Source organism: Microvirga terrae (assembly GCF_013307435.2).
Classification (GTDB): Bacteria; Pseudomonadota; Alphaproteobacteria; order Rhizobiales; family Beijerinckiaceae; genus Microvirga; species Microvirga terrae.
Map to the genome: position 1 here is coordinate 4,091,381 of NZ_CP102845.1, position 25,163 is coordinate 4,116,543.

The 25,163-nt window shown below is 66.5% G+C and carries 24 protein-coding genes and 1 riboswitch; of the genes, 15 read left to right on the forward strand and 9 right to left on the reverse strand.

Annotation, left to right across the window (positions count from 1 at the left end; all coding sequences use genetic code 11):
* The first annotated feature begins 127 nt into the window (after positions 1-127).
* On the forward strand, positions 128-1,024 hold the full coding sequence (locus HPT29_RS19210) for a LysR family transcriptional regulator (RefSeq protein WP_173946087.1): 897 nt from the start codon (positions 128-130) through the stop codon (positions 1,022-1,024).
* A 146-nt stretch (positions 1,025-1,170) separates the two neighbouring features.
* Here the strand turns inward: HPT29_RS19210 and mutY are convergent, their stop codons facing one another.
* Complete coding sequence (gene mutY, locus HPT29_RS19215; RefSeq protein WP_173946088.1) at positions 1,171-2,283, reverse strand: A/G-specific adenine glycosylase; 1,113 nt, start codon at positions 2,281-2,283, stop codon at positions 1,171-1,173.
* A 95-nt stretch (positions 2,284-2,378) separates the two neighbouring features.
* Here mutY and HPT29_RS19220 point away from each other — a divergent pair, with 95 nt between their 5' ends.
* From HPT29_RS19220 to HPT29_RS19260, 9 genes are all read left to right on the forward strand, one after another.
* Positions 2,379-2,870, forward strand: a complete 492-nt coding sequence (locus HPT29_RS19220; protein ID WP_173946089.1) for a DUF721 domain-containing protein — start codon at positions 2,379-2,381, stop codon at positions 2,868-2,870.
* 87 nt (positions 2,871-2,957) lie between these two features.
* Complete coding sequence (locus tag HPT29_RS19225) at positions 2,958-3,596, forward strand: DsbA family protein (protein WP_173946090.1); 639 nt, start codon at positions 2,958-2,960, stop codon at positions 3,594-3,596.
* Positions 3,597-3,776: 180 nt separating this feature from the next.
* Positions 3,777-7,235: a chromosome segregation protein SMC gene (gene smc, locus HPT29_RS19230; RefSeq protein WP_173946091.1), complete on the forward strand. Its 3,459-nt coding sequence runs from the start codon at positions 3,777-3,779 to the stop codon at positions 7,233-7,235.
* A 206-nt stretch (positions 7,236-7,441) separates the two neighbouring features.
* Entirely contained in the window at positions 7,442-7,813 is a 372-nt protein-coding gene (locus HPT29_RS19235) for an AtpZ/AtpI family protein (protein WP_173946092.1), read from the forward strand.
* A gap of 60 nt (positions 7,814-7,873) precedes the next feature.
* A complete protein-coding gene (locus HPT29_RS19240) occupies positions 7,874-8,602 on the forward strand; it encodes a F0F1 ATP synthase subunit A (protein ID WP_173946093.1) in 729 nt (242 codons plus the stop codon).
* A 55-nt stretch (positions 8,603-8,657) separates the two neighbouring features.
* Complete coding sequence (locus HPT29_RS19245) at positions 8,658-8,882, forward strand: F0F1 ATP synthase subunit C (protein WP_009764739.1); 225 nt, start codon at positions 8,658-8,660, stop codon at positions 8,880-8,882.
* Between the two features lie 119 nt (positions 8,883-9,001).
* The gene (locus tag HPT29_RS19250) at positions 9,002-9,550 is read left to right on the forward strand and encodes a F0F1 ATP synthase subunit B family protein (RefSeq protein ID WP_173946094.1); all 549 of its coding nucleotides are present in this window, start codon (positions 9,002-9,004) and stop codon (positions 9,548-9,550) included.
* Positions 9,551-9,563: 13 nt separating this feature from the next.
* Complete coding sequence (locus HPT29_RS19255; protein ID WP_173946095.1) at positions 9,564-10,049, forward strand: F0F1 ATP synthase subunit B family protein; 486 nt, start codon at positions 9,564-9,566, stop codon at positions 10,047-10,049.
* Between the two features lie 67 nt (positions 10,050-10,116).
* Entirely contained in the window at positions 10,117-10,767 is a 651-nt protein-coding gene (locus tag HPT29_RS19260; RefSeq protein WP_173946096.1) for an HAD family hydrolase, read from the forward strand.
* 33 nt (positions 10,768-10,800) lie between these two features.
* Here HPT29_RS19260 and HPT29_RS19265 read toward each other — a convergent pair whose 3' ends face one another.
* The 6 genes from HPT29_RS19265 to gcvT form a co-directional block, all read right to left on the reverse strand.
* Positions 10,801-12,858 carry an acyltransferase family protein gene (locus HPT29_RS19265; protein WP_173946097.1) on the reverse strand — a complete coding sequence of 686 codons (2,058 nt, stop codon included), beginning with the start codon at positions 12,856-12,858 and terminating at the stop codon, positions 10,801-10,803.
* 273 nt (positions 12,859-13,131) lie between these two features.
* Positions 13,132-14,778, reverse strand: coding sequence for an aminomethyl-transferring glycine dehydrogenase subunit GcvPB (gcvPB, locus tag HPT29_RS19270; protein ID WP_259060186.1), 1,647 nt, complete (start codon positions 14,776-14,778; stop codon positions 13,132-13,134).
* Positions 14,778-16,118 carry an aminomethyl-transferring glycine dehydrogenase subunit GcvPA gene (gene gcvPA, locus HPT29_RS19275; protein WP_173946098.1) on the reverse strand — a complete coding sequence of 447 codons (1,341 nt, stop codon included), beginning with the start codon at positions 16,116-16,118 and terminating at the stop codon, positions 14,778-14,780. Before gcvPA ends, gcvPB begins: the two co-directional genes overlap by 1 nt.
* A 19-nt stretch (positions 16,119-16,137) precedes the next feature.
* A complete protein-coding gene (locus tag HPT29_RS19280) occupies positions 16,138-16,614 on the reverse strand; it encodes an OsmC family protein (RefSeq protein ID WP_173946099.1) in 477 nt (158 codons plus the stop codon).
* Between the two features lie 15 nt (positions 16,615-16,629).
* Positions 16,630-17,004, reverse strand: coding sequence for a glycine cleavage system protein GcvH (gene gcvH / locus HPT29_RS19285; protein WP_173946100.1), 375 nt, complete (start codon positions 17,002-17,004; stop codon positions 16,630-16,632).
* Positions 17,005-17,028: 24 nt separating this feature from the next.
* The gene (gcvT, locus tag HPT29_RS19290) at positions 17,029-18,177 is read right to left on the reverse strand and encodes a glycine cleavage system aminomethyltransferase GcvT (RefSeq protein ID WP_173946101.1); all 1,149 of its coding nucleotides are present in this window, start codon (positions 18,175-18,177) and stop codon (positions 17,029-17,031) included.
* Positions 18,178-18,333: 156 nt separating this feature from the next.
* A riboswitch (glycine riboswitch) is annotated at positions 18,334-18,425 on the reverse strand.
* Between the two features lie 170 nt (positions 18,426-18,595).
* Here gcvT and HPT29_RS19295 point away from each other — a divergent pair.
* Entirely contained in the window at positions 18,596-19,900 is a 1,305-nt protein-coding gene (locus tag HPT29_RS19295; protein ID WP_173946102.1) for a hemolysin family protein, read from the forward strand.
* Positions 19,901-19,964: 64 nt separating this feature from the next.
* Here the strand turns inward: HPT29_RS19295 and HPT29_RS19300 are convergent, their stop codons facing one another.
* Together HPT29_RS19300 and HPT29_RS19305 are read right to left on the reverse strand one after the other, a co-directional pair.
* Positions 19,965-20,546 (reverse strand): hypothetical protein, encoded by a 582-nt coding sequence (locus HPT29_RS19300; RefSeq protein ID WP_173946103.1) that lies wholly within the window; start codon positions 20,544-20,546, stop codon positions 19,965-19,967.
* Between the two features lie 27 nt (positions 20,547-20,573).
* Complete coding sequence (locus tag HPT29_RS19305) at positions 20,574-21,086, reverse strand: invasion associated locus B family protein (protein ID WP_173946104.1); 513 nt, start codon at positions 21,084-21,086, stop codon at positions 20,574-20,576.
* Between the two features lie 314 nt (positions 21,087-21,400).
* Here HPT29_RS19305 and coxB point away from each other — a divergent pair, with 314 nt between their 5' ends.
* From coxB to HPT29_RS19325, 4 genes are all read left to right on the forward strand, one after another.
* The gene (gene coxB / locus HPT29_RS19310) at positions 21,401-22,258 is read left to right on the forward strand and encodes a cytochrome c oxidase subunit II (RefSeq protein WP_173946105.1); all 858 of its coding nucleotides are present in this window, start codon (positions 21,401-21,403) and stop codon (positions 22,256-22,258) included.
* Positions 22,259-22,286: 28 nt separating this feature from the next.
* Entirely contained in the window at positions 22,287-23,906 is a 1,620-nt protein-coding gene (ctaD, locus tag HPT29_RS19315) for a cytochrome c oxidase subunit I (RefSeq protein WP_210811611.1), read from the forward strand.
* Between the two features lie 132 nt (positions 23,907-24,038).
* Complete coding sequence (locus HPT29_RS19320; RefSeq protein WP_173946191.1) at positions 24,039-24,995, forward strand: heme o synthase; 957 nt, start codon at positions 24,039-24,041, stop codon at positions 24,993-24,995.
* 4 nt (positions 24,996-24,999) lie between these two features.
* Positions 25,000-25,161, forward strand: coding sequence for a cytochrome c oxidase system small membrane protein (locus HPT29_RS19325; RefSeq protein ID WP_173946192.1), 162 nt, complete (start codon positions 25,000-25,002; stop codon positions 25,159-25,161).
* Positions 25,162-25,163: the final 2 nt, after the last annotated feature.

Consider the following 25,163-nt stretch of genomic DNA (forward strand, 5'->3'; position numbering starts at 1 on the left):
AACTGAGCCGCTCCCTCACGCTTCTGGCGGGCTGCGGAAGAGCCGATGCGGCGCGATGGTCGGGGCCGGTCCACACGCCGGAACATTCCCCTATGCCGAACCCGGTTCAACGCTTTAGCATCCTGTCATGGCTTCTTCGTCTCTCGATCCCTTCCGCCTCGCCTTCACGGAACCCTCCTGGGACGACCTGCGGATCTTTCTCGCCGTGGTGGCTCATGGATCGATGAACAGCGCCGCGAAGGCGCTGGGCCAGAGCCAGCCGACCGTGGCGCGGCGCATCAAGGTTCTGGAGGAGACGCTGGGCCTCTCCCTGTTCCAGCGCGGCCCGAACAACCTCGAGCTGACGGAAGCGGGACAGGCGGTCCTCGAAGCCGCCGCCCCCATGGGCGAGGCGGCCGCCGTGGTGTCGCGCACGGCCGCCGCCTACCGGCCCGACCCGGACGCCCCGGTGCGGGTCACGGCCACCGCGTCGGTGACGCTGTTCCTGTCGCTCTACGCGGCGGAGCTGCACGAAGCCGCGGCCCCCGTGGAGATCGCCTATATCCCGACCCGGCGCCGGCTCGATCTCGCGTCCGGCGAGGCCGATATCGGCCTGCGGATGCGCAACCTGCCGGAGGGCACGGATGATCTCGTGGCCCGCAAGATCGGCCAGATCGCCTTCGCCATGTATTCCCGCACGGAGAACCCCGGTTCCGTCATCGCGCCGCCGGAGGATCCGACCCTCTCGCGCCAGGCCGCCTATGTGGCCGAGTTCGCGCAAGGTCGTACCGTCGCGGCCAGGATCGGCGACATGCCGATCCGCTACCAGGCAGCCAAGGCGGGCCTCGGCGCCGCCTTCCTCCCGTGCTGGCTCGGCGATTCGGACCCGGACCTGATCCAGATCACGAAGCCCGAGGGCGACTTGGTCGAGGACGTGTTCCTGGTCATGCACCGGCGCAGCCGCAGCCGCCCCAACGTGGCCCGGGTGGCGAATGCCCTGGCGGCTCTGTTCAAGCGGAGCCAGAAGGCCCTGGTGGGCGGCTGATCGTCCGCGTCGCCCCTCTCCTACACCCGCCACGTCATCACCAGTCCTGTGCCGGTGATCCCGATCGGAAAGGCATGGCGGCTCATCGTATCGGGGTGGCCGGGACAAGCCCGGCCGTGACGTCGAGGAGAGTGGCGGGCTCGGCCTCACGCCCCCTTCACCGGCTTCTCGCTTTTCGCCTTGCCGCCTGGCAAATCCCCCAGGGCATGCGCCAGCACCTTCTTCATGGCGCCGGGGAGCGCCTCCTCGTGCAGCTGAAGGCGCGGGGTCCAGCGCATGTCGTCCGGAGCGGGTGTGCCCTTGGACACCTTGGCGAACATCACGGTCAGCTCGAGGGGGAAATGGGTGAAGACGTGCCGGACCGTGCCCGGCAGCCGCTGCCAGCGCGCCTCGATGGGCGCGTCGAGCACCGCGCGGGAGGGCTCGTAATCGGGCTCCCACGGGCTGGTCGGCGGCTCCGCCATGCCGCCGAGCAATCCTTGCGGCGGGCGGGTACGCAGCAGGATCGTGTCGTCGGCGCGCAGCACCACGAAGGCCGCGCCCTTGCGCAGCTGCCCGGCCTCCTTCTTCTGCTTCTTCGGGAAGGCCTCCTGCAGGCCCTCGGCCCGGGCCCGGCAGGGCACCATCCAGGGGCAGAGCGCGCAGGCGGGGCGCTTGGGAGTGCAGATGGTGGCGCCGAGATCCATGACCGCCTGGGCGAAGTCCCCGGGCCGGTCCGCAGGCACCAGGGCCTCGGTCAGCGCGCGGATCAGGGGCTTGGCCTTGGGCAGCGGCTCCTCGATCATGAACACGCGGGACATCACCCGCTCCACGTTGCCGTCGACCGCGGCCGCCTTCTCGTCGAACGCGATGGCCGCGACCGCCGCCGCCGTATAGGCGCCGATGCCCGGCAGCTTCAGGAGCTCGGCCTCGGTGCGCGGAAAATGCCCGCCATGCTTGTCCACGACCGCCTTGGCGCAGGCATGCAGGTTGCGGGCGCGGGAATAATAGCCGAGGCCGGCCCAGGCCTGCATCACCGCGTCCGCAGGCGCTTCGGCGAGAGCCTCGACGGTCGGGAATCGCTCCAGGAATTTCAGGTAATAGGGCCGGACCGCCGCCACGGTCGTCTGCTGCAGCATGATCTCGGACAGCCAGACCCGGTAGGGCTCGGCGGTCACGCCGGGCTTGGCGCGCCACGGCAGGTCGCGCCGGTGACGGTCGTACCAGGCGAGAAGATCCTGCGGGTCGGGCTTGGTCGCGCTCGCGGCGGGCGTTAACATGGGACTTGGAATAGCGTTCTAAACGGAATATTCCAACGCGGCTTTTGGACATTCAACATGAGACGACCGAGGCGACATTGAGACGCCCAAGGCCTTTGGCCCGCCCCCTCGCCGAGTTTCTCGACGTCTGCCTGTCCCCCAGTCTGGCGGCGCAGGGCTTCGCCACGTCCGACATCCTCATGGCCTGGCCCGACATCGTCGGCGAGCGCCTGTCCGCCTTCACCCAGCCGCTCAAGATCGAATGGAAGCGCAAGGCCCCCCACGCCGACCCGGAGGCGCGGCCGGATCCGGCCACCCTCGTGATCCGGGTCGAGAGCGCCTTCGCGCTCGAGCTGCAGCACCTCGCCCCCACCATCATCGACCGGGTGAACACCCATTACGGCTGGCGCTGCATCGGCAAGCTGGTGCTGAAACAAGGGCCCGTGCGGCGGGTTGAGAAGAAGCGCCCCGTCGCCCGCCCCCTCACCTCGGCGGAGAGGGAGAAGGTGGACAAGGCCGTCGAGCCCATCCAGGAGGAATCTCTGAAGGCGGCGCTCGATCGGCTGGGTCAGGCCATCGTCAGCTCCGGTTCACGCACGAAAGCGTGAGATGGCGGGCGCTTGCCACGAAGGCCAAGTCATCTTACCGCAAATCATTCGTTCGCAGGACGAAATCTCTTCAGGAGCCTCCCCACGATGATCACCCGGCGTCAGACGCTTCAGCTTCTCGGAACCGCAGCCGCGACCGCCTATCTGGCCACGAGTCTTCCGGCCTTCGCCCAGAACGTGGCCGTCCCGGATCTGGCGGTCCAGGGGCCCCTCGGAGACGTGGCCCAGGGCCCGGACAACGCCAAGGTGACGATCATCGAGTATGCCTCGCTGACCTGCTCCCACTGCGCGAACTTCCACAAGACCACCTGGCCGGAGCTGAAGAAGCGCTACATCGAGAGCGGCAAGGTGCGCTTCGTCCTGCGGGAATTCCCCCTCGACCCGCTCGCCACCGCCGGCTTCATGCTCGCCCGCTGCGACGGCAACGACAAATATTACCCGATCACGGACCTGCTGTTCGAGCAGCAGCGTAACTGGGCCTTTGTGGACAAGCCGCTCGATGCCCTGCGCGGGCTCATGCGCCAGGCGGGTTTTTCACAGGAAAAATTTGAGGCTTGCCTCAAGGACCAGAAACTATATGACGCAGTCAACGCGGTGAAGAACCGGGGTATGGAGCAGTTCAAGGTGGACTCCACGCCCACATTCTTCATCAATGGTCAGCGTCATCCTGGAAGCCTTTCGATCGATGAGCTTGAAAAGGTCATCAAGCCTCTCCTGGGCGAATAAGCTCCATTATCCTGCCCCTCGGGGATCGGGCCCAAAAGTGGTGTCCACTTTTGGGATCAACCCGATGCCCTCTCGCTTGATGCGCGTATCGTTCGAGGCGGAAAACCGGATCCACCTTTCGCTGACGCGGCCCTCTGGGTCCGCACGATGGGCTAGCGTGCGGGACGGGAGGGCGCGTCCATGAAGCTGACGCGCCTTCGCATCGCGGGCTTCAAGACCTTCGTCGAGCCCACCGACTTCCTGATCGAGCCGGGCCTCACCGGCGTCGTCGGGCCGAACGGCTGCGGCAAGTCCAACCTCGTCGAGGCCCTGCGCTGGGTCATGGGGGAAAACTCCTTCAAGAACATGCGCGCCACGGGGATGGACGACGTCATCTTCTCTGGCTCCGGCGGCCGCCCGGCCCGCAACTGGGCCGAGGTGATGCTCACCATCGACAATGGAGAGCGCACGGCGCCTGCCGCCTTCAACGACACGGACCTGCTGGAGATCTCCCGCAAGATCGAGCGGGATGAGGGTTCGACCTACCGGGTCAACGGCAAGGAGGTCCGCGCCCGCGACGTGCAGATCCTGTTCGCCGACGCGGCGACGGGCGCCCGGTCGCCGGCCCTCGTCCGCCAGGGCCAGATCAGCGAGATCATCTCGGCCAAGCCCCAATCCCGCCGCCGCATCCTGGAGGATGCCGCCGGCATCGCCGGCCTCCACGCCCGCCGCCACGAGGCTGAGTTGCGGCTCAAGGCCGCCGAGGACAACCTGGTCCGCGTCGAGGACGTGATTCGCGAGCTGGAAAGCCAGATCGAGAGCCTGAAGCGCCAGGGCCGCCAGGCCTCACGCTACAAGAACCTTTCGGCCGAGATCCGGCGCCTCGAAGCTCTGATGTACGCCATCAGCTTCGCCGAGGCGCGGGAGCAGGCCGCTACCGCCGAGCGCCAGGTGGCCGAGGATCTCAAGGCGGTTGCAGACGCCACCGAGGAGCAGACCCGGGCCGCCACCGCCCAAGCCGTCGCGGCCCATGGCCTCCCGGCCCTGCGCCAGGCGGAAGCCGCGGCCGCGGCCGCCCTGCAGCGGCTGACCCATGCCCGCAACGAGCTCGAATCGGAGGAGCGCCGGTCCAAGGAGCGCGTGGTCGAGCTGGAGCGCCATGTCGGCGACCTCAACCGGGACATCGCCCGCGAGGCCGCACAGCGCAGCGACGCGGAGGCCACGATCGAGCGCCTCCAGACCGAAGCCGCCGAGATCTCGCTCACCACCGACGGGGCGGACGACGCCCGCGCCGAGGCCCATGAGCGCCTCCAGGGCGCCGAGGCCGAGCTGGCGGAAGCCGAATCCGCCTTGAGCGCCCTCCAGGCCCAAACCTCGGATCTGAACGCCCGCCGCGCCGCCCTGGAGCGAGCCGTGCGCGAGGAGCTGGAGCGCGCCTCCCGTTTCCGATCCGAGAAGGAGCGGATCGAGCGCGAGATCGCGGCGCTCTCCGCCTCGCCCGAGGACGGCCCCTCCCTCGACGACCTGCGCGAGGACATGGCGATCGCCGAGGAAACGGCACAGGGCGCCGAAGAGGCGGTGGTCGAAGCCCGCGAAACCCTGTCGGAAGCCCGCGAGGCCGAGAACCGCCTGCGCCAGCCCCTGAACGAGGCGGAGCGCAAGGCGCAGCGCCTCGAGACCGAGGCGCGCACCCTCGCCAAGCTGGTGACCTCCGCGACCGGCGACCTCTGGCCCCCGGCCGTCGACCAGATCACGGTCCAGAAGGGCTACGAGACCGCCCTGGGCGCAGCCCTCGGCGACGATCTCGAAGCCTCAATCAACCCATCGGCTCCCCATCACTGGGCCGAGACCCATGCCGGCGAGGACGATCCGGCCCTGCCGGACGGGGTCCGCTCCCTGGCGGATCTCGCCCAGGCGCCCGCGGCCCTGCAGCGCCGCCTGCGCCAGATCGGCGTGGTGAGCAAGGATGACGGCCTGCGCCTGCGTGGCCGCCTGAGGCCCGGCCAGCGCCTTGTCACTCAGGCAGGCGATCTATGGCGCTGGGACGGCTTCACGGCCGCCGCCGAGGCGCCCTCCCCGGCGGCCCGTCGCCTCGCGGAGAAGAACCGCCTGGGCGACCTGGAGCGCGAGGCCGCGGAAGCCCGCGAGCAGGCCGAGCACCTGCGTCACGAGGCGGAGGCAGCCCAGGAAGCCGTCCGCAGGGCGGCCTCTCACGAGACGCAGGCCATCGAATCCGCCCGCCAGAGCCGTCAGGCGCTCGATGCCGCCCGCACGCGCCTCACCGCCGCCGAGCGCAAGGAGGCCGAGCTCGGCCAGCGTCGCTCGGCCCTGCAGGAAGGCCTCGCCCGCCTGTCGGAGAGCGAGGCGGAGGCCCTGGAACGCGTGCAGGATGCCGAGAGCGCTCTGCAGGACCTCGCCCCGGCGCCCGATCTCGAAAGCCGCCTGCTCGAAGAGCGCACCCGGGTGGCCGAGCGCCGGGCGACCGCCTCCGAGGCCCGGGCCGCCCTGCAATCCCTCATGCACGAAGCCGAGCTGCGCCGCCGCCGGCAGGAGGCGATCGCGGCCGACATCCGCCTCTGGACCGAGCGGGCGGGCCGCGCCGCCAAGGCGTTCGAGGATCTGGGCGAGCGCCTGGAGCGCGCGCAGGACGAGCACCAGCGCCTGCTGGAGGCCCCCGACACCTACCTGCAGCGCCGCCGCGCCCTCATGGCCGAGGTCGAGGAGGCCGAGGCCAAGCGCAAGGAAGCGGCCGACCACCTGGCCGATGCCGAGACGGGTCTTGCCGAGTCGGATCGCGCGGCCCGCGCGGCCCTCGAAACCCTCGCGGCGGCCCGCGAGTCCCGTGCCGGCTCCCAGGCCCGCCACGAGGCCGCGGTGGCCCGTCTGGCCGAGATCACCCGCGCCATCACGGAGAACCTGGAGACGACGCCCGCCGGGCTCATCGAGCTCGCCGGCTTGAAGGAAGCCGCCGATCTGCCCTCCCATGGCGAGATCGAATCGAAGCTGCACTCCCTCAAGAACGACCGGGAGCGCCTCGGCGCCGTTAACCTGCGCGCCGACGAGGAGCTGAACGAGCTCGAGACCAAGTACAACGGCATCGCGGGCGAGCGCGACGATCTCGTCGAGGCCATCAAGCGCCTGCGCCAGGCCATCGGCAGCCTCAACCGCGAGGGCCGCGAGCGCCTGCTCGCCGCCTTCGACGTGGTGAACAACCACTTCAAGCGCCTGTTCACCACCCTGTTCGGCGGCGGCACGGCGGAACTGACCCTGGTCGATTCGGACGATCCGCTGGAAGCAGGCCTCGAGATCCTCGCCCGTCCGCCCGGCAAGAAGCCCCAGAGCATGACCCTGCTGTCGGGCGGCGAGCAGGCCCTGACGGCCACCGCGCTCATCTTCGCCGTGTTCCTTACGAACCCCTCGCCGATCTGCGTGCTGGACGAGGTGGACGCGCCTCTCGACGACGCCAATGTGGAGCGCTACTGCGCCCTCCTCGAGGACATGGCGCGCCAGACCGAGACCCGCTTCGTGGTCATCACCCACAACCCGATCACCATGGCCCGGATGGACCGCCTCTTCGGCGTCACCATGGCCGAACGGGGCGTCTCGCAGCTCGTCTCCGTCGACCTGCAGAGCGCGGAGCGCATTCTTGAGGTAGCCTAAGGCTTTCAGCCCTGCCTTGCTTCAGCCTCAAAAACATGTGGGCTTTCGGCCCGGGGGCACCTGAAAACATCGTTAACCCAATTAAATCAGAGACTTAGATGTTTTCAGACGGTTCTTGACAGGGGGGACCCCCGCTCATATGGTGCGCCCGGCTTTCGGGGCTGGGCTTCCAAGCATTTTCCCGCAACGCTTCAAAGGAGATCGCAATGGCGGACCCTCACGAGCGGAACGGCGAGAATGAGCGGAAACCGGGCAGTGCCGACGATGCCGACCTGTCAGCGAGACTGAAGTCTCTCGACGCACGGATCTCCCAAGCATCCGCGCATCGAGCCGAGTCAGAGCCTCGTGCCCGTCCGACGTCAGATTCCAGCGCTCTCGGCCAAGCCTTCAGGCTCTCGGCCGAATTCGTTGCAGGAGTGGCGGCCGGCGGGATCCTGGGTTGGATCGTCGACCGCGTGTTCGGAACGTCCCCTTGGGGTCTGATCGTTTGTCTGATACTCGGCTTCTGCGCCGGGATGCTCAACCTGATGCGAGCGGCCGGGATGGTCAAATCCGCCCGGTATGACGACAAGCGGTGACGGACTTAGACCTGCGAACGCCGAACGGCATTTGATAACATCGAACTTTGAGAGCGGATCATGGCGAGCCCGATCGAACAATTCCAGATCAAGCCCATCATTCCGGTCATCAACTTCACCAATTCATCCCTGTTCATGATCGGCGCGGCCGCCGTGATCGTGGGCGGCCTGCTGTTTGCGACCCGCAAGCGCGCCGTCGTTCCAGGCCGCGCACAGTCGGTCGCCGAGGTCCTGCACGATTTCGTCGCGAACACGCTGGTCGATGCGACAGGCAAGGAGGGGATGAAGTTCTTCCCCCTCGTGTTCTCGCTGTTCATGTTCGTGCTGACGGCCAACCTGCTCGGCATGATCCCGGGCTTCTTCACGGTCACCAGCCACATCATCGTAACCTTCGCCCTGGCCTTGCTCGTCATCGGCACCGTGGTGATCTACGGCTTCATGAAGCACGGCACCCACTTCCTCGGCCTCTTCGTGCCGTCGGGCGTGCCGGCCTGGCTCCTGCCCTTCATCGTGGTGATCGAGCTCATCTCGTTCCTCTCCCGGCCGATTTCGCTCAGCCTGCGTCTCTTCGCGAACATGCTCGCGGGACACATCGCGCTGAAGGTTTTCGCAGGCTTCGTGGTGGCGCTGCTCGGCGCCGGCGGTGCCCTGACGATCCTCGCTCCGCTGCCGCTCCTCATGGCGGTTGCCCTCATGGCGCTCGAGTTCCTCGTCGCCGCTCTGCAGGCCTACGTCTTCACGGTGTTGACCTGCATCTACCTCAACGACGCGCTGCACCCGGGCCACTAGGTCTGCGCCGAGTTACACCTTCCCTCCCGATCACAGTATTCCCAAGGAGATCACAATGGATCCGGTTGCTTTCAAGTTCCTCGGCGCGGGCCTCGCCTGCATCGGCATGGGCCTCGCCGCCATGGGCGTCGGCAACATCTTCGGCAACTTCCTGTCCGGCGCTCTGCGCAACCCGTCGGCCGCTGACGGCCAGTTCGCCCGCGCGTTCATCGGCGCGGCGCTCGCAGAAGGTCTCGGCATCTTCTGCCTCGTCGTCGCTCTCGTTCTGCTCTTCACCTAATCTCGAAACGGTGATCGGGAGGTCGAGGCGTGCGAACGCTTCGCCTCGACAGGAGTGACGGCGGATTGAACCGCCGTCATTCATGTTTGTAGGATTCTTTATCCGTTAGGATCTGCTCCATGGCTCAGGCTCAAACGAACCACGCCACAACAGAGGCCCCCGGCGGCGCTCACGAGGACATCGGCTTTCCGCCCTTCGAGACGGAGACCTATGCCGGTCAGCTCCTGTGGCTCGCCATCACCTTCGTGGTGCTCTACACCCTGCTCTCACGGCTGGTCCTCCCTCGCCTGGGCGGAATCATCGAGAACCGCCGCGCGATGATCGCCAACGATCTCGACGACGCGGCCGCCATGAAATCCCGCGCGGAAGAAGCCGGCTCCGCCTACGAGAAGGCCCTCGCCGAAGCCAAGGGCCGGGCCCAGGCCCTCGCCCAGGAAACCCGTTCCAAGCTCGCGGCCGAGAGCGATGCCAAGCGCAAGGCGCTCGAGGCCGATCTCAACCAGCGTCTGGCCGAGTCCGAGGCGACCATCTCGGCCAAGAAGGCGGAAGCCATGAGCCACGTGGACGCCATCGCCCGCGACACCGCCTCCGCCATCATCGAGCGCCTGACCGGCAAGGCTCCGGCCCCGCAGAAGGTCGAGGCCGCTCTCAACCAGATCAAGGCCTGATCGGGAGATCCGCATGTTTCAAAGCGCTGAATTCTGGGTTGCGGTCGCCTTCGTCATCTTCTGGGGCATCCTGTTCTACAAGGGCGTTCCCGGGAATGTGCTGAACCAGCTCGATTCCCGCGGCAAGCGCATCGCCGGCGAACTGGCCGAGGCCAAGCGTCTGCGCCAGGACGCCGAGCGGCTCCTGAAGGAGTACGAGTCCAAGCGCGCCGCCGCCGAGCGCGAGGCCGCCGACATCGTGTCCAGCGCCCGCGACGAGGCCGAGCGTCTCGCCCGCGAAGCCCAGGAGAAGATGGCCGACTTCGTGAAGCGCCGCACGGCCACCGCCGAGGCCAAGATCGCCCAGGCCGAGTCCCAGGCTTCCGCCGAGGTGCGCGCGGCCGCCGTGGACGCCGCCATCCGGGCGTCCGAGCGCGTCCTGCGCGACGAGATCACCGGAGCCACCGCGGCCTCGTTTGTCACGTCCAGCCTCGGCGACGTGCGCTCGAAGCTGCAGTAAGGCTTCCGTCCGGACCCAACCCATCGAAGGCCGCCCCTCGAGGCGGCCTTTTTGCTTGGAGAGCATCATGCTGCTGATCTTCGACTGCGACGGTGTCCTGGTCGATTCGGAACCGTTGAGCTGCCGGATCGACGCCGAGATCCTGACGGAATGCGGCGTGCCCTACACGGCCGAGGACGTGGCCCGCGACTTCACCGGAGTGAGCATCAAGGACCAGATCGCGCGAATCGAATCGGAACGCGGCACCAGGCTCCCGGCCGACTTCACGGAGCGGCTCAACCGCACCCTGTTCCAGCGCTTCGAGACCGAGTTGAAGCCCATTCCGGGTGTGCGCGAGGCCATTTTGGCCCTGCCTTTCCGCCGCTGCGTCGCCTCCTCGTCCATCCCGGAGCGAATCGCTCTGTCGCTGCGCGTCACCGGCCTCGCGGACCTGTTCGACACCATCTTCAGCTCGACCCAGGTCGCGCGCGGAAAGCCGGCGCCGGACCTCTTCCTTCATGCGGCGAGGCAGATGAACGCCCGCCCCGAAGATTGCCTGGTCGTGGAGGATTCCATGGCGGGCGTTCAGGCGGCGATCGCCGCCGGCATGCGCGTCATCGGGTTTGCCGGCGGCGGCCATTGCGGACCGGACCACGCAGAAAATCTGCGGCGGGCGGGAGCCCCTATCGTGATCAACCGGATGGCCGATCTGCCAGGGACTGTTCAAGAGCTGGCGTGAGCAGCCCGCGTCGCACGACCGACGGCCACTCGCTCAGTGCACGAACCCTTCAGGCGTCGGATTGCCCGAAATCTCCTGTCCGGCGGCCGAGAAGAGATCCGGGCGGACTTGACGGATCTTTTCTTCGAGCGGCACCGCAAGGGTTCGGGCATACTCCATCGTGATATGATGCGAATCCCTCAAGACCAAGACGTTGCCGATCACCGGGAAGCAGTGCGTCTCATCGCAGAACCGGTCGGTGAGATCGATAAAGCTCACGTTTGCCGGCTTATCGGCGAGCCTCGCGACGGGATCCACTCGATCAAAGATTTCGGATCGCGGTCGGGCACATTTCAGGATCGCGGCCGCGTTCGCATCCACGCATTCGATATTGCTCCTAGAGAAGCGAGCATTGTCCCGGACGGCAATGATCGTAATGCCCACTTGCGCTAAGCGTTCCCAGTGCTTCTGGTAGCCGAGTGGCACCTCCTCCTTCCAGTCCTGTGCATTGGCTCCGATTTTGCGGGTCGACGTCATGAAGACTGCATCTGGATGGAGGCGGATCAGGTTGACAAGCGCGCTTTCGTTCCACTTTCGACAATGCGAAGCGCCCCTTCCAGCCATGAAGGGACAGGCGCTCTTCGTGATCGCCACGATGGTCCAGCTGTTCTTGGAGGCGATGTCCTCGAGAGCCGGCAGCCAGTGTTCGGAATGGGAGCCGCCGACCAGGGCGATCGTCTTGCGAGCGCCTTCCTGCACACCGTACCGGCACAGGGTGACCTCAGGATCCCTTTCGTTCTGCTGGCAGCGATTGGCATGCTTGTGCCTGACCCGCTTGGTATCCGGGTAAACCGGTACGCCCGGCTGCAGGAGCCTTGCCCGCGACACCGGGAGAGACCCTCCGGGATAATCCCTGCTTCGGCTCTCCATGGCCCGCTGCTGGCGAACCTCCGCGATCTCGTTGGAGACGAGCCAAATTCCTGCCGTCACGAGAACGGGCAGCGCCAGCGCGGCCCCCGCCGCATGGACATGCCAGCTCGCTTTCCGTCCGATCGAGGAACGCTGGATGGGCCGCTCCAGCCAGCGGGCCGTCGCATAGGCTCCGCACAGGGCAATCGCGATCACGGCCAGACCGCCCCAGAGGCCGAGCTGCTTCTGACGGCTCACGATCAGGACGAAGATCAGCACAGGCCAATGCCAGAGATAGAACGAGAACGAGATTTCCCCTACGGCCACGAGCGGCCTCACGGCTAGGACCCGGGCGACGCCGAAGCGTGTCGTCTCGCCGCCCGACAGAAGGACGAATGCGGCTCCGAGGGTCGGCCACAGCGCCACGTATCCTGGATAATGGGCAGAGGCCGGGATGATGAAACCGCAACTCACCACGGCGGCCAGTCCAGTCCATCCGGCGACGTCCCGCAGCCGCCCGGGCAAACGCATGTGTGGAAGAGAAACCGCGAGCGCGCCCCCGAGGGCGAACTCCCAGACACGCGCGAGCGTATTGAAATAGGCCGGGGATGGATGAAGGCGCGTCTGCACGACCGAATAGGCAAGGGAGCCCGCGAACACGAGGGCCAGGGCCGCAGGATAGGCATAGGCCCCTGCGCGCAGCTTCTTCGCGGCACGGGGAACTGCGAGCATCAGGAACGGCCAGACCGCATAGAACTGCACCTGCACCGACAGGGCCCAGAACTGCTGGACCGGGCTCGGTGCCTCCTCTCGGGCGAGATAATCGACCGAGTTCATCATGAGCTTGACGTTCTCGAGATGAAAGGCGCTGTAGAAAATCTCGATAAGAAAGCCCTGCTGGCGGGACCGGGGCATCCACAGCACGGCCGCGGCCAGCGTCAGAGCCAGAATGACGTAGGTCATCGGAGCGATGCGTTTCGCGAGTCGCGCCCAGAAGGCAATGATACGAATCGTGCCTGTCTTCTGAACCTCCCTGTAGAGCGAACCGGTGATGAGAAAGCCCGAGATCACGAAAAAGACGTCGACCCCTCCGGACACGCGCCCTCCCCAGATATGGAAGATTGCAACGAGCAAAGCGCCGATCGTGCGGATGCCCTGAATCTCCGGGCGATAACTCGCGGAAGCCTTCCTGGAATCTATCATCGTGTCTGTCTTTGCCAGCCACGATGCCGGGCACCGTCTCACGAACTGCTACGCTCGATCGCGCAGGGGAGTTCCGGTCCCATGCGCCTGCCCGGCACCATTCACACTGCCGTTACGTTACAGCATCCATAGAGGAAACCGGGCTCTTTGCCTCCTCTCTGAACGGGGAGGCTGGCGGGTTTCTGAAACCGGGACGTGGATGGCAGCAGACCCGAAAACGACAATGCCGCCCGAGCGGGCGGCATTATCCTGAACCAGGATGGAGGGTGGGTCTTACTCCGCCGCTTCCGCCACCGGGACCGGCGGCGTCCACTTGAGAACCGGGCTGCGCGCCGCGCGGGTCTCGTCGAGGCGCCGGCGCGGGGCGTGGTAGGGAGCCCCGGTGAAGCGCTCCGTATCGCCGTTCTTCGCCGCCATGGCGAGGTCGCGCAGGGTCGCGATGAACAGGTCGAGGGACGACTTCGATTCGGATTCCGTCGGCTCGATCAGCATGGCGCCGTGCACCACCAGCGGGAAGTACATGGTCATCGGGTGATAGCCCTCGTCGATCATGGCCTTGGCCACGTCGAGGGTGGTCACGCCCGTATCCTTGAGCCATGAATCGTCGAACAGCACCTCGTGCATGCACGGCTTGTCGCCGAAGGGCAGCGACAGCAGATCCGACAGGCCCGCCCGGATGTAGTTGGCGTTGAGCACCGCATCCTCGGAGGCCTGCTTCATGCCGTCGGCGCCGTGCGAGAGCATGTAGGACAGAGCCCGCACATACATGCCCATCTGGCCGTGGAACGCCGTCATGCGGCCGAAGGGCTTTTCAGCCGCATCGGATTCCTGCTCCACCAGCTCGAATCCGCCCTTGCCGGCCCGCACGAACGGGACCGGCGCGAACGGCGCGAGACGCTCGGAGAGCACCACGGGACCGGAGCCCGGACCGCCGCCGCCGTGGGGCGTCGAGAAGGTCTTGTGCAGGTTGATGTGCATGGCGTCGACGCCGAGATCGCCCGGCTTCGCCTTGCCCACGATGGCGTTGAAGTTCGCGCCGTCGCAGTAGAAATAGGCGCCGGCGTCGTGGATCGCCTTGGCGATCTCCACCACCTGGGGTTCGAAGAGGCCGCAGGTATTGGGGTTCGTGAGCATGATCGCCGCGACGTCGGGGCCGAGCCGCTCCTTCACGTCCTCAACGTGCACCCAGCCGTCCTCGCGCGCCGGCACCGGCTTCACCTTGAAGCCGATGAGGGCGGCGGTCGCCGGGTTCGTGCCGTGCGCCGAATCAGGCACGAGCACCACGTTGCGGGTCCCGCCCTCGCCCTTGGCCTCGATGGCCGCCTTGATCGCCATCATGCCGCAGAGCTCGCCATGGGCGCCGGCCTTCGGCGACAGGGCCACGGCGGTCATGTTGGTGAGCGTGATCAGGTAGCGCCCGAGCTCGCTCATGAGCTCCAGCGCGCCCTGGACGGTGGAGACCGGCTGCAGCGGATGCACGTCGGAGAAGCCCGGCAGGCGGGCCATGCGCTCGTTGAGGCGCGCATTGTGCTTCATGGTGCAGGAGCCGAGCGGGAACAGGCCCGTGTCGATGCCGTAGTTCTGCTGGCTGAGGCGCACGTAATGGCGCATGGTCTCGGGCTCTGAGAGGCCCGGCAGACCGATGGGCTCCCGGCGCTCTAGGCCACCAAGGCGCGGCGCGAAATCCTCCGGCTCGTCGAGATCCACGCCGGTCGTGTCGGTGCGGCCGACCTCGAAGAGCAGCGGTTCGATCTGCGCCAGCGCCTTGTTGCCGGTGAAGGTCGGGTGAGACCCGCCGGCGGAGCCGGAAACAGGGCTGGCATCGCCCTGCAGGCGCGCCGCCTGATCGCCCATGCCGGCGGCGGGATCCGCCACGCCATGGGCCTGAGGTGCGGTGGGACGTCCCTGGCGGTTCAACATCACAGAACCTCCTTCAAGGCAGCCACAAAGGCCGCGCGGTCATCATCAGTGTTCACTTCGGTGGAAGCCACGAGCAAAAGGTTGTCGAGGCCGGCGCCCGGCATGAGTCGCGACACGGGCACGCCCGCGAGCACGCCCTTGTCGGCGAGACGCTCCACGACGTCGGCGGCGGGCTTCGCGAGCTTCACGGTGAATTCGTTGAAGAACGTCCGGTTGAGAACCTCGACACCCTTCACCTGGCCGAGCAGGTCCGCCAGCTTCACCGCGTTGGCATGGTTGATGCGCGCCAGACGCGTCAGCCCCGCCTCGCCGAGCAGCGTCATGTGGATGGTGAAGGCGAGCGAGCACAGCCCCGAATTAGTGCAGATGTTCGACGTCGCCTTGTCGCGGCGGATATGCTGCTCGCGTGTCGAGAGCGTGAGCACGAAGCCGCGGTTGCCATCCGCGTCGACCGTCTCGCCGCACAGGCGGCCCGGCATCTGGCGGATGTATTTGGACTGGGTGGCGAAGAGGCCCACGTAGGGCCCGCCGAAGTTCAGCGCGTTGCCGATCGACTGGCCCTCGCCCACCACGATGTCGGCCCCCATGCTGCCCGGCGACTTCAGGAGGCCGAGCGACACGACCTCCGTGAACACGGCGATCAGCAGCGCGCCGTGCTGGTGCGCCTTGTCAGCGATGGGCTTCAGGTCGCGCATGTTGCCGAACACGTCGGGCGTCTGCACGACCACGCAGGAGGTCTTGTCATCGATCTGCGAGAGGATGTCCTCGGTGCCGGCCACGTCCGGCGACAGAATGACGGTTTCGTCGCTTGCCATGTCGGACAGCGTCTTCACCACGTCGGCATAGTGCGGATGCAGGCCGCCGGAGAGAACCGCCTTGCGGCGCTTGGTGACCCGGTGCGCCATGAGCACCGCCTCGCCCGTGCCGGTCGAGCCGTCATACATGGAGGCATTCGCCACATCCATGCCGGTGAGTGCCGCCACCTGGGTCTGGAACTCGAACAGGTATTGCAGCGTGCCCTGCGCGATCTCGGGCTGATACGGCGTGTAGCTCGTCAGGAACTCGGAACGCTGGATCAGATGATCGACGGTTGCCGGAACATGGTGCTTGTAGGCGCCCGCGCCGACGAAGAACGGCACCGAGGACGCCGGGACGTTCTTGGCGGACATGCGGGAGAGGATCCGCTCCACGTCGAGCTCACCCTTGCGGCGCGGCAGGTCGACCGGCTCTGTCAGGAGCAGGTTCCTCGGCACGTCGGCGAACAATTCATCGACGTGGCTGACGCCGATCCGGGCGAGCATCTCGCCGCGGTCGGTGTCGGACAAAGGCAAATAGCGCATCGGCAAAAAACCTTGAGAGTTAGTGCGAGGGAATGCCCGCCACGACAATCTCCGTGAGGACGGAATTGGCGATGAAGCATTCCTTGTGGGCGAGGTGATGCATGTCGGCGAGCTGCTCCGGCGTCGGCTGCTTGTCGCCCGAGAATTCGATCCGCGGATCCAGGGTGATCCTGGACACGAAGAGCTTGCCGTTCTCGTTCTTGGTCATGATCCCGAGCGCTTCGTCCTCATAGAGGTCGACGACGAAACGCTTCTTGGCGGCGATCGACAGGAACGTCAGCATGTGGCAGCTGGAAACCGCCGCCACGAAGGCTTCCTCCGGGTCGACGGCGTCTTCCCGCGACAGGGGCAGCGGCACGACGGACGGCGATGCGGAGCCCGGCACCTCGACGCCGCCATCGAAGCGCCAGACGTGGCCACGGCTGTAGCGGTTGTCGGAGAAAACCTCGTCCGCTGCCCGCCTCCAGCGGATCGTCGCCTTGTAATCGTGCGCCATGGCCGCGTTCTCGTTCTAGGAGATCGACTTCACGAATTCCTGGTACTGCTCCTCGGTCATCAGGCCGTCGAGCTCGCCCGGGTCCGTGAGGCGGATCTTCATGAACCAGCCGCGGCCGGCCGGATCCTCGTTCACCGTGCCCGGGGAAGCTTCCAGATCGCTGTTGACCTCGACCACCTCGCCGGAGACCGGCGCGTAGACTTCGCTCGCCGCCTTCACGCTCTCGACGACGGCAGCCTCGTCGCCCTTCGACAGGGTTTTGCCGACGCTCGGAAGCTCCACGAAAACTACGTCGCCGAGCTGGCCCTGAGCGTAGTCGGAGATACCCACGGTGCCGGCGTCGCCCTCGACGCGGATGTATTCGTGATCCTTGGTGTAGCGCGTGGTCATGATGGAATCCCTCTTCTTGAAATGTCAGCGCTTGTAGCGGTGGGGGGCGAACGGCATGGCGGCGACCTTGGCGGGCAGCGGCTTGCCGCGGACGATGAGGTGAAGGTCCGTGCCGGCGGCGGACACGTCCTTGGCGACATAACCCATGGCGACCGGTCCGTTGACGGTCGGACCGAAGCCCCCGGAGGTCACGATGCCGACCTCGCGACCGTCGGGCGTGGCGATGACGGCTCCCTCGCGGGCCGGCGCGCGGCCTTCCGGCCTGATGCCGACTCGGACGCGCTGAGCCCCGTCCTTGATTTCGCGCTGGACGCGCTCGGCTCCGGGAAAGCCCCCCTCCTCGCGGCGGCGCTTCTGGATCGACCAGATCAGGCCCGCCTCGATAGGCGAGGTCGTGGTGTCGATGTCATGGCCGTAGAGGCACAGGCCCGCCTCGAGGCGGAGCGAATCGCGTGCGCCGAGGCCGATGGCCTTCACCTCCGGGTCGGCCAGGAGCCTGGTCCAGAGCGTGGGCGCGTCCTTACCGTGGCAGGAGATCTCGAAGCCGTCCTCGCCGGTGTAGCCGGAGCGCGAGACGTGGCACCAGATCCCGTCGATCTGCACATCCGCCGACATCATGAAGGGCAGCGCGGCGGCCTCGGGCGCGAGCTTGGCCAGAACGGCCTCGGCGGACGGGCCCTGGAGGGCCATCAGGCCGAGATCGTCCTTGCGCTTGAGGGTGACGCCCTTGGGCAGCCGGGCTTCGATATGGGCGTAGTCGGCCTCCTTCATGGAGGCGTTCACCACCAGATAGAGCCAGCCCTCGTGACCAGGGGCGCCGACGCGGGTCACCATGAGGTCGTCGAGGATGCCGCCGTCATCCGCCAGCAGCTGCGAATAGCGCTGCTGGTTCGGCTTGAGGTTCAGCACGTCGGCGGGAATCAGCGCCTCGAGCGCCCGGGTCACGGTCTCGTGGCTCTTGTCCTCGGCGACCAGGAAGGCCTGCCCCATGTGGGAGACGTCGAACAGGCCCGCATGCTCGCGGGTCCAGTTGTGCTCGGTCAGGATGCCCGTGGGATACTGCACGGGCATGGCGTAGCCGGCGAAGGGCACCATGCGGGCGCCTAGGTTCACGTGCTCGGCATGGAGCGGGGTCTGCAGGAGCGGCTCGTCGCTAGGCGCATGCTCGGCCATGGGGTTCCCTCAAAGGTGCGCGTTCCATCGAGCCTTTCGGCCCGTTGCTGTGCGCCCCCTCTGTCCCGAGACCTGAGAGATTTCCCTTAACCGCTTACGCGGCAGGTTACGCCCGTCGGTGGGCGACGTCGGAACGTCGCCGCTTTCCAGAGTGCCAGCTCCCACGCGGTCCTTTGGCCTGAGCGTTTCCGGGGCGGTTGCGCCTTCGGCGCCGGACCTTTGGGTCCGGTCTCTTCCGCGGGGATCATCGGCTGGGTTTAGCTCTGAAGAGGAAATCGGGTCCTGTCAACAAAGCAGGCTGCCGCACAGGATAACTCCCCGCCTTAATTGACGGCAGACCCCGGACACTCCATCTTAGGCGCCTCATCCACAGAAGGGGAGAAGCGCGGCCTGATCCGGTCAGCAGCTCCACGCATCGTTGCTCGAACTGATCATCGCTCTCGCTCTCGTCGCCCTCAACGGCGTCTTCGCACTTTCCGAACTCGCCATCGTGTCCGCCCGTCGGGCCCGCCTCAAGGCCATGGCCGAGCAGGGTCGTTCGGGCGCCACCACGGCCCTGACCCTCATGGAGGATTCAGGCCGCTTCCTGTCCACGGTCCAGATCGGCATCACCCTTGTGGGCATCCTGGCCGGCGCCTTCTCGGGCGCGGCCCTCGGCGACCGGCTGACCCAGATCTTCCTCGACCGCGGCATGCCCGAGGGCGCGGCCGAGCCTCTCGGCTATGGCATCGTAATCGGCATCATCACGTATCTTTCGATCGTCATCGGCGAGCTGGTGCCCAAGCAGCTGGCGCTCCGCAATCCGGAGGGCATCGCCTGCACCATGGCGCCCCTGATGCTGGTGCTCTCGAAGGTCGCCGCGCCTGCCGTCTGGCTTCTGAACGCCTCGACCAGCCTGATCTTCAGCCTGCTCGGAGCCAAGTCCGACGACGGCACGACCGTGACGGAAGAGGAGATCAAGATGCTCGTCGGCGAGGCCGAGAGCGCCGGCGTGATCGAGGAGGAGGAGCGCCGCATGATCTCGGGCGTGCTCCGCCTCGGAGACAGGACGGTGCGCGGGCTCATGACCCCCCGCACGGACGTGGACTGGATCGACCTCGACGACGACGAGGACTCGATCCGCGCACTGCTGATCGAGACCCCGCATTCCCGCCTGCCCGTCAGCGAGGGAACGCCCGACAACGTGATCGGCGTCGTTCAGTCGCGGGAGCTCCTGGCGGCCCTGCTGTCGGGCCAGCCTCTCGATATCCGCGGCCACGTTCAGCAGGCCCCCGTCATCCCCGATACGCTCTATGCCCTCGACGCCCTGGCGACCCTGCGCGACGCCGAGGTCCCGATGGCGATCGTCCATGACGAATACGGCCATTTCGAAGGGGTCGTGACCCCGGCGGACGCCCTGGAGGCCATCGTGGGCGCGTTCCGGTCCGATGGCGAGGCGCCGGAACCCGACGCCATCCGCCGCGACGACGGCTCCTGGCTGCTCGCCGGATCGATGCCCGTGGACGAAATGGCCGAGGTTCTCGGCGTCACGCTGCCCGAGACCCGCAGCTACCACACGGTCGGCGGCCTGGTGATCAGCGAACTCCAGCATCTGCCCAACACCGGCGAGCACGTGGACACCCTCGGCTGGCGCTTCGAGGTGATCGATCTCGACGAACGCCGCATCGACAAGGTCCTGGCCGCCCCGCTCAATCAGCGGGCGGGCGCCGCCGCGCTCTACTAACGCATCGTGCGGACGATGCGCTGCCTAAGGCATTGAGCGTCGGAGCGATCCGACGCTCTGGAGCTTAGCCGCGGCGACCCCGGGCCGGCGCACCGCCGAGGCCGACCTCGATCTCGAAGTCGTTGGCCGAAGAGGCGGGCACGACGATGCCTTCCTCGACCACCGACACGGTCGTCTGGGTCTGACCCGCCGGGATCGCAGCCGCCACGCGGCGGGACCGGTTGGCGAAGACCGTCGACCCGTCCTTCACCACGATATGGACCGGGATGTCGTAGCGGCCGGCCGACCCACCGACGCCGATGAGCGCCCGCGCCTCGATGCCGACCTTGACCAGAGTCGAGCCGTCCGCCTGGCCGATGCATTCGCGGGCCAGGTCGCCGAGGGAGATCTGGCTCCGGACAGAGCCCGCCTCCCCGCCTCCGCGAACCTGGATGGCGGAGCCCCCGTCCACGACCTCGACGGCCGGACAATAGACATCGTCGAGCTGCGCCGCCTTGACCTGAGCCGGTGCCTGCGAGGCACCGGCGGTGAGCAGCATGTCGCCCATGCCGAAACCGCCTTCTCCCGACGTGCCGCAGCCCGTCAGGGCCGACAGGCCGACCACAGCAAGCGCCCACCCGGCCTTCCGGCCCAATCCTTCTCTCATGATCGCCCCCACGTTCTTGTTCACCGCTTACGGCAAGGCATCGAACCCGGCCGCGAATCCGTTCAGGGATACGGGAATGCCGATCCCCTCCTCAGGCGTCTGGAAGACGATGAAGGTGGCCGCCTGACCCGACTTCATCTGGCTGATCAGGTTGTCCTCCATCACCACCTCGGCCACGCATCCCGTGGCCAGGCAGCGGACGAACCCGGCGCGGCCGATATCCGTCTGGTCGATCTTGAGGCCCAGACCCGACGGCAACAGAATACCAAGAGGTGCGACGACGCGCAGGAGGCGGCTTTTGCCGTCGGCGGTTTTCAACACGATAATGACGAGCGTGACGTTGGGCCGATCCTCGGCGACCACGTTCTGCACGAGGGCGCATTGCTCGGCCGTGGCGCCGGCCGGTGTCTCGCAGCGCATCTGCCACTCGCCGAAAGTGTTCTTGACCATGCCCTGAGCGCTGGCGCCGCTGGCCCCGAACAGGGCCGACAGCCCCAGGATTGCCGCCGCACAATGGCGAGCCCACCGCGATGCGCCCATCGGTTTCTCCATCTGTTAACCCTGCCAGAGGGTCGCGGCCGGCCGCCGCTTCCAAGTCCAATGTTGGCCCGTTGGGACCATGGCAGGGGGCGCGATGTCAAGCGAGAGGGGCCGATTGAAAGGCCGAATTGCGTTTTGGCGGTTATGACGCACAGTTTGGAACGCTTCTACCGTTGCGCTTCATCGCGTCCTGTGATCTTTGACGCAGATCAAAGGTGATGGCGCAAGCCGGGCACCGCTTTCCGCACGCCCGCGCCTTCCCCGATGCTTTCATGGCCCTGGGCCATCACATCTTTAGGAGCTTTGGAACGCCGATGCGGATCGAGACTGGACGTCGATCGGTGACCGCCCTCTCCACGGCAGCGGTCGCACTTGTGTTGGGCATAAGTGAGGCGTGGGCCGCCGCCGGCCGGCCTTCCCCATGGGAAACCGGCATGCAGGAGATGGTGACCGAGTTGGGACAGAGCGTGTCCAACTTCCACACCTACCTGGTTTGGCTGATCACCGTGATCTGCCTCTTCGTGCTGGCGCTGCTCCTCGTGATCGTCGCCCGATTCAACGAGAACAAGAACCCGGTTCCCTCGCGGACCACCCACAACACCCTCCTCGAGGTGGCCTGGACCATCGTGCCGGTCCTGATCCTCGTAGCGATCGCCATTCCGTCCTTCCGCCTCCTGCGCCAGCAGCTCGTGCCGCCGCAGGCCGACATCGTCGTGAAGGCGACCGGCTATTCCTGGTATTGGGGGTACGAGTACCCGGCCGACCAGGGCGGCGGCTTCAAGTTCGATTCGAACATGATCACGGAAGCCAAGGACCTGAAGCCCGACCAGCCGCGTCTGCTGGGCGCCGACAACGCCATGGTCGTGCCGGTCGGCAAGGTCGTGCGGGTCCAGGTGACTTCGGCGGACGTGATCCACGCCTTCGCCATGCCGTCCTTCTACATCAAGGTCGATGCGGTCCCCGGACGCCTGAACGAGACTTGGTTCAAGGCCGAGAAGGAAGGCGTCTATTTCGGCCAGTGCTCGGAGCTCTGCGGCAACGGCCACCCCTACATGCCGATCGAAATCCGCGTCGTGAGCGAGCAGCAATATGCCGCCTGGCTGACCGAGGCGAAGCAGAAGTATGCTTCGACCGAGGGCTCCGCTCCGCTCAAGTTCGCGACCGCCCAGTAATCGTAAGAAGGACCACAGAGGTCTCATCATGGCACATGCAGCTGATGCCGCTCACGCGGATCACCACGATCACCTTCCGAGCTTCTGGCGCCGGTGGTTCTACTCCACGAACCACAAGGATATCGGAACGCTCTATCTCATCTTCGGCTTCACGGCCGGCATCGTCGGCGGCCTGCTGTCGATCGGCATGCGCCTGGAGCTCCAGGAGCCGGGTCTGCAGTTCTTCTCCAACCCGCAGGCGTTCAACGTCTTCGTGACGGGCCACGGCCTCATCATGGTGTTCTTCATGGTGATGCCCACGCTCATCGGCGGCTTCGGCAACTGGTTCATCCCGATCATGATCGGCGCGCCCGACATGGCCTTCCCGCGGATGAACAACATCTCCTACTGGCTCACCGTCGCGGCCTTCTGCCTGATGCTCTGCTCGCTCTTCGTCGAGGGCGCTCCGGGCTCGCTCGGCTTCGGCGGCGGCTGGACGGTCTATCCGCCGCTCTCGGTCACCGGCCACCCGGGCCCCGCGCTCGACTTCGGCATCCTGGCCCTGCACCTTGCCGGTGCCGCCTCGATCCTCGGCGCGATCAACTTCATCACGACGATCCTCAACATGCGCGCTCCGGGCATGACGCTGCACAAGATGCCGCTGTTCGCCTGGTCCATGCTGGTGACCGCGTTCCTGCTGCTCCTGTCGCTGCCGGTTCTCGCGGGCGCGATCACGATGCTGCTCACCGACCGTAACTTCGGCACGACCTTCTTCGAGCCGTCGGGCGGCGGCGATCCGGTGCTCTACCAGCACCTGTTCTGGTTCTTCGGCCACCCCGAAGTGTACATCATGATCCTGCCGGCCTTCGGCATCGTGTCCCACATCATCTCCACCTTCTCCAAGAAGCCGATCTTCGGCTATCTCGGCATGGCCTACGCCATGGTGGCGATCGGCGTGGTCGGCTTCGTCGTGTGGGCGCACCACATGTACACGGTCGGCCTCTCGCTCCAGACCCAGGCCTACTTCGTGTTCGCCACGATGGTGATCGCGGTTCCGACCGGCGTGAAGATCTTCTCGTGGATCGCCACCATGTGGGGCGGGTCCATCCGCTTCACGGCGGCCATGCAATGGGCCGTGGGCTTCGTGTTCCTGTTCACGGTCGGCGGCGTCACAGGCGTCGTGCTGGCGAATGCTCCCGTCGACCGCTACATGCACGACACCTACTACGTGGTGGCTCACTTCCACTACGTGCTGTCGCTCGGCGCCGTCTTCGTGATCTTCGCGGGCATCTACTACTGGTTCCCGAAGATCACCGGCTACGTCATGCCCGAATGGATCGGCCAGCTGCACTTCTGGGTCGCGTTCATCGGCGCCAACGTGCTGTTCTTCCCGATGCACTTCCTCGGGCTGTCCGGCATGCCGCGCCGCTACGCGGATTATCCGGACGCCTTCGCGGGCTGGAACATGGTCTCGTCGATCGGCTCCTACATCTTCTTCGCCGGGCTCTTCATCTTCATGTTCGGCGTGGTCTATGCCTTCATCCGCAAGGAGCGGGCTGCCGACAATCCGTGGGGCGAGGGTGCGACGACGCTGGAATGGACCCTGTCCTCCCCGCCTCCGTACCACCAGTTCGAGACGCTGCCCCGCGTCATCGACACCGGGCACTAAAATCAGACGAGTGGGCGGCATCGCGCCGCCCGCTCCTCCCCAGAGGGCTTGCGACGCCAAGCCCTCCGGCGAGGAGCCGACCATCCGGAGGCCTTTTCGGCCTCGTCCCGGCATTTCGGAAGATCACCAGTTATGAGCACCATGTCGAACAGTCTGGCCGAGAACCACGCAGAGCACCTTGCCACGGCAGGCCTCTCGCAGGGGGAGGTGTCCGACTTTTTCGCCCTTCTCAAGCCGCGCGTGATGTTTCTCGTCGTGTTCACGGCGCTCGTCGGCATGGTCGTAAGCCACCCCGACGTCCATCCGGTCGTGGCCTTCGTGTCGCTTCTGATGATCGCCATCGGGGGCGGCGCGTCGGGATGCCTGAACATGTGGTGGGACGCGGACATCGACGCCGTCATGACCCGCACCCGCAAGCGTCCGATCCCGGCCGGCAAGATCCAGCCGGGCGAGGCGCTGGCCTTCGGCGTGACGCTCGCGGCCGGATCGGTCATGATCCTGGGTCTTGCCAGCAACTGGCTCGCGGCCGGTCTGCTCGCCTTCACGATCTTCTTCTACGTGGTCGTCTATTCCATGTGGCTGAAGCGCACGACGCCGCAGAACATCGTCATCGGGGGCGCCGCCGGCGCGCTTCCTCCGATCGTCGCGCAGGCCGCCGTGACGGGCCACGTCGCCTGGGACAGCGTGGTACTGTTCGCCATCATCTTCATGTGGACCCCGCCGCATTTCTGGGCCCTGGCCCTGGTCAAGTCCGGCGATTACGAGCGCGCCGGCATCCCCATGATGCCGAACGTGGCCGGGCCCGATTCCACACGCTTCCAGATCCTGGCCTACACAATCCTCCTCGCCCCGCTCGGCCTCGCTCCCGTGGCCCTCGGCTTCGGCGGCCTGGCCTATGCGATCATCGCGCTGATCGGCGGCCTCGGAATGCTGGCGCTCGCCGTGCAGGTCTACCGCCTGCGCCAGGGCGAGCCGGCCATGCGCGTCGCCCAGCAATTGTTCGGCTTCTCGATCCTCTATCTTTTCCTGCTCTTCGCGACCCTTCTCGCGGAGCATGGCTTCGGCTTCTTCCGCCCGGTGCTGGGGTAGTCGGATGAAGGACCGCATCGACTACGTCCGCCTGACCCCGGAGGAGCAGAAGCGCCGCCGCAGGCGCTCCGTGGCTCTGGCTCTGACGCTCGCGGCCTTCTGCATCCTGCTCTTCGCCATCACGCTTGCGAAGCTCGGGCCGGGCGTCCTTCAGCGTCCCCTGTGAGG

Excerpts from the sequence above, each read along its gene's own strand:
- HPT29_RS19255 (WP_173946095.1), top strand. The coding sequence starts at position 9,564 with ATGTTTCAAAGCGCTGAATTCTGGGTTGCGGTCGCCTTCGTCATCTTC.
- HPT29_RS19240 (WP_173946093.1), top strand. The coding sequence starts at position 7,874 with ATGGCGAGCCCGATCGAACAATTCCAGATCAAGCCCATCATTCCGGTC.
- HPT29_RS19245 (WP_009764739.1), top strand. The coding sequence starts at position 8,658 with ATGGATCCGGTTGCTTTCAAGTTCCTCGGCGCGGGCCTCGCCTGCATC.
- gcvH (WP_173946100.1), bottom strand. The coding sequence starts at position 17,004 with ATGACCACGCGCTACACCAAGGATCACGAATACATCCGCGTCGAGGGC.
- HPT29_RS19235 (WP_173946092.1), top strand. The coding sequence starts at position 7,442 with ATGGCGGACCCTCACGAGCGGAACGGCGAGAATGAGCGGAAACCGGGC.
- gcvPA (WP_173946098.1), bottom strand. The coding sequence starts at position 16,118 with ATGCGCTATTTGCCTTTGTCCGACACCGACCGCGGCGAGATGCTCGCC.
- HPT29_RS19325 (WP_173946192.1), top strand. The coding sequence starts at position 25,000 with ATGAAGGACCGCATCGACTACGTCCGCCTGACCCCGGAGGAGCAGAAG.
- coxB (WP_173946105.1), top strand. The coding sequence starts at position 21,401 with ATGCGGATCGAGACTGGACGTCGATCGGTGACCGCCCTCTCCACGGCA.
- HPT29_RS19225 (WP_173946090.1), top strand. The coding sequence starts at position 2,958 with ATGATCACCCGGCGTCAGACGCTTCAGCTTCTCGGAACCGCAGCCGCG.
- HPT29_RS19260 (WP_173946096.1), top strand. The coding sequence starts at position 10,117 with ATGCTGCTGATCTTCGACTGCGACGGTGTCCTGGTCGATTCGGAACCG.
- HPT29_RS19250 (WP_173946094.1), top strand. The coding sequence starts at position 9,002 with ATGGCTCAGGCTCAAACGAACCACGCCACAACAGAGGCCCCCGGCGGC.
- HPT29_RS19210 (WP_173946087.1), top strand. The coding sequence starts at position 128 with ATGGCTTCTTCGTCTCTCGATCCCTTCCGCCTCGCCTTCACGGAACCC.
- HPT29_RS19280 (WP_173946099.1), bottom strand. The coding sequence starts at position 16,614 with ATGGCGCACGATTACAAGGCGACGATCCGCTGGAGGCGGGCAGCGGAC.
- gcvT (WP_173946101.1), bottom strand. The coding sequence starts at position 18,177 with ATGGCCGAGCATGCGCCTAGCGACGAGCCGCTCCTGCAGACCCCGCTC.
- HPT29_RS19320 (WP_173946191.1), top strand. The coding sequence starts at position 24,039 with ATGAGCACCATGTCGAACAGTCTGGCCGAGAACCACGCAGAGCACCTT.
- gcvPB (WP_259060186.1), bottom strand. The coding sequence starts at position 14,778 with ATGTTGAACCGCCAGGGACGTCCCACCGCACCTCAGGCCCATGGCGTG.
- smc (WP_173946091.1), top strand. The coding sequence starts at position 3,777 with ATGAAGCTGACGCGCCTTCGCATCGCGGGCTTCAAGACCTTCGTCGAG.
- HPT29_RS19300 (WP_173946103.1), bottom strand. The coding sequence starts at position 20,546 with ATGAGAGAAGGATTGGGCCGGAAGGCCGGGTGGGCGCTTGCTGTGGTC.
- HPT29_RS19305 (WP_173946104.1), bottom strand. The coding sequence starts at position 21,086 with ATGGGCGCATCGCGGTGGGCTCGCCATTGTGCGGCGGCAATCCTGGGG.
- HPT29_RS19265 (WP_173946097.1), bottom strand. The coding sequence starts at position 12,858 with ATGATAGATTCCAGGAAGGCTTCCGCGAGTTATCGCCCGGAGATTCAG.
- ctaD (WP_210811611.1), top strand. The coding sequence starts at position 22,287 with ATGGCACATGCAGCTGATGCCGCTCACGCGGATCACCACGATCACCTT.
- mutY (WP_173946088.1), bottom strand. The coding sequence starts at position 2,283 with ATGTTAACGCCCGCCGCGAGCGCGACCAAGCCCGACCCGCAGGATCTT.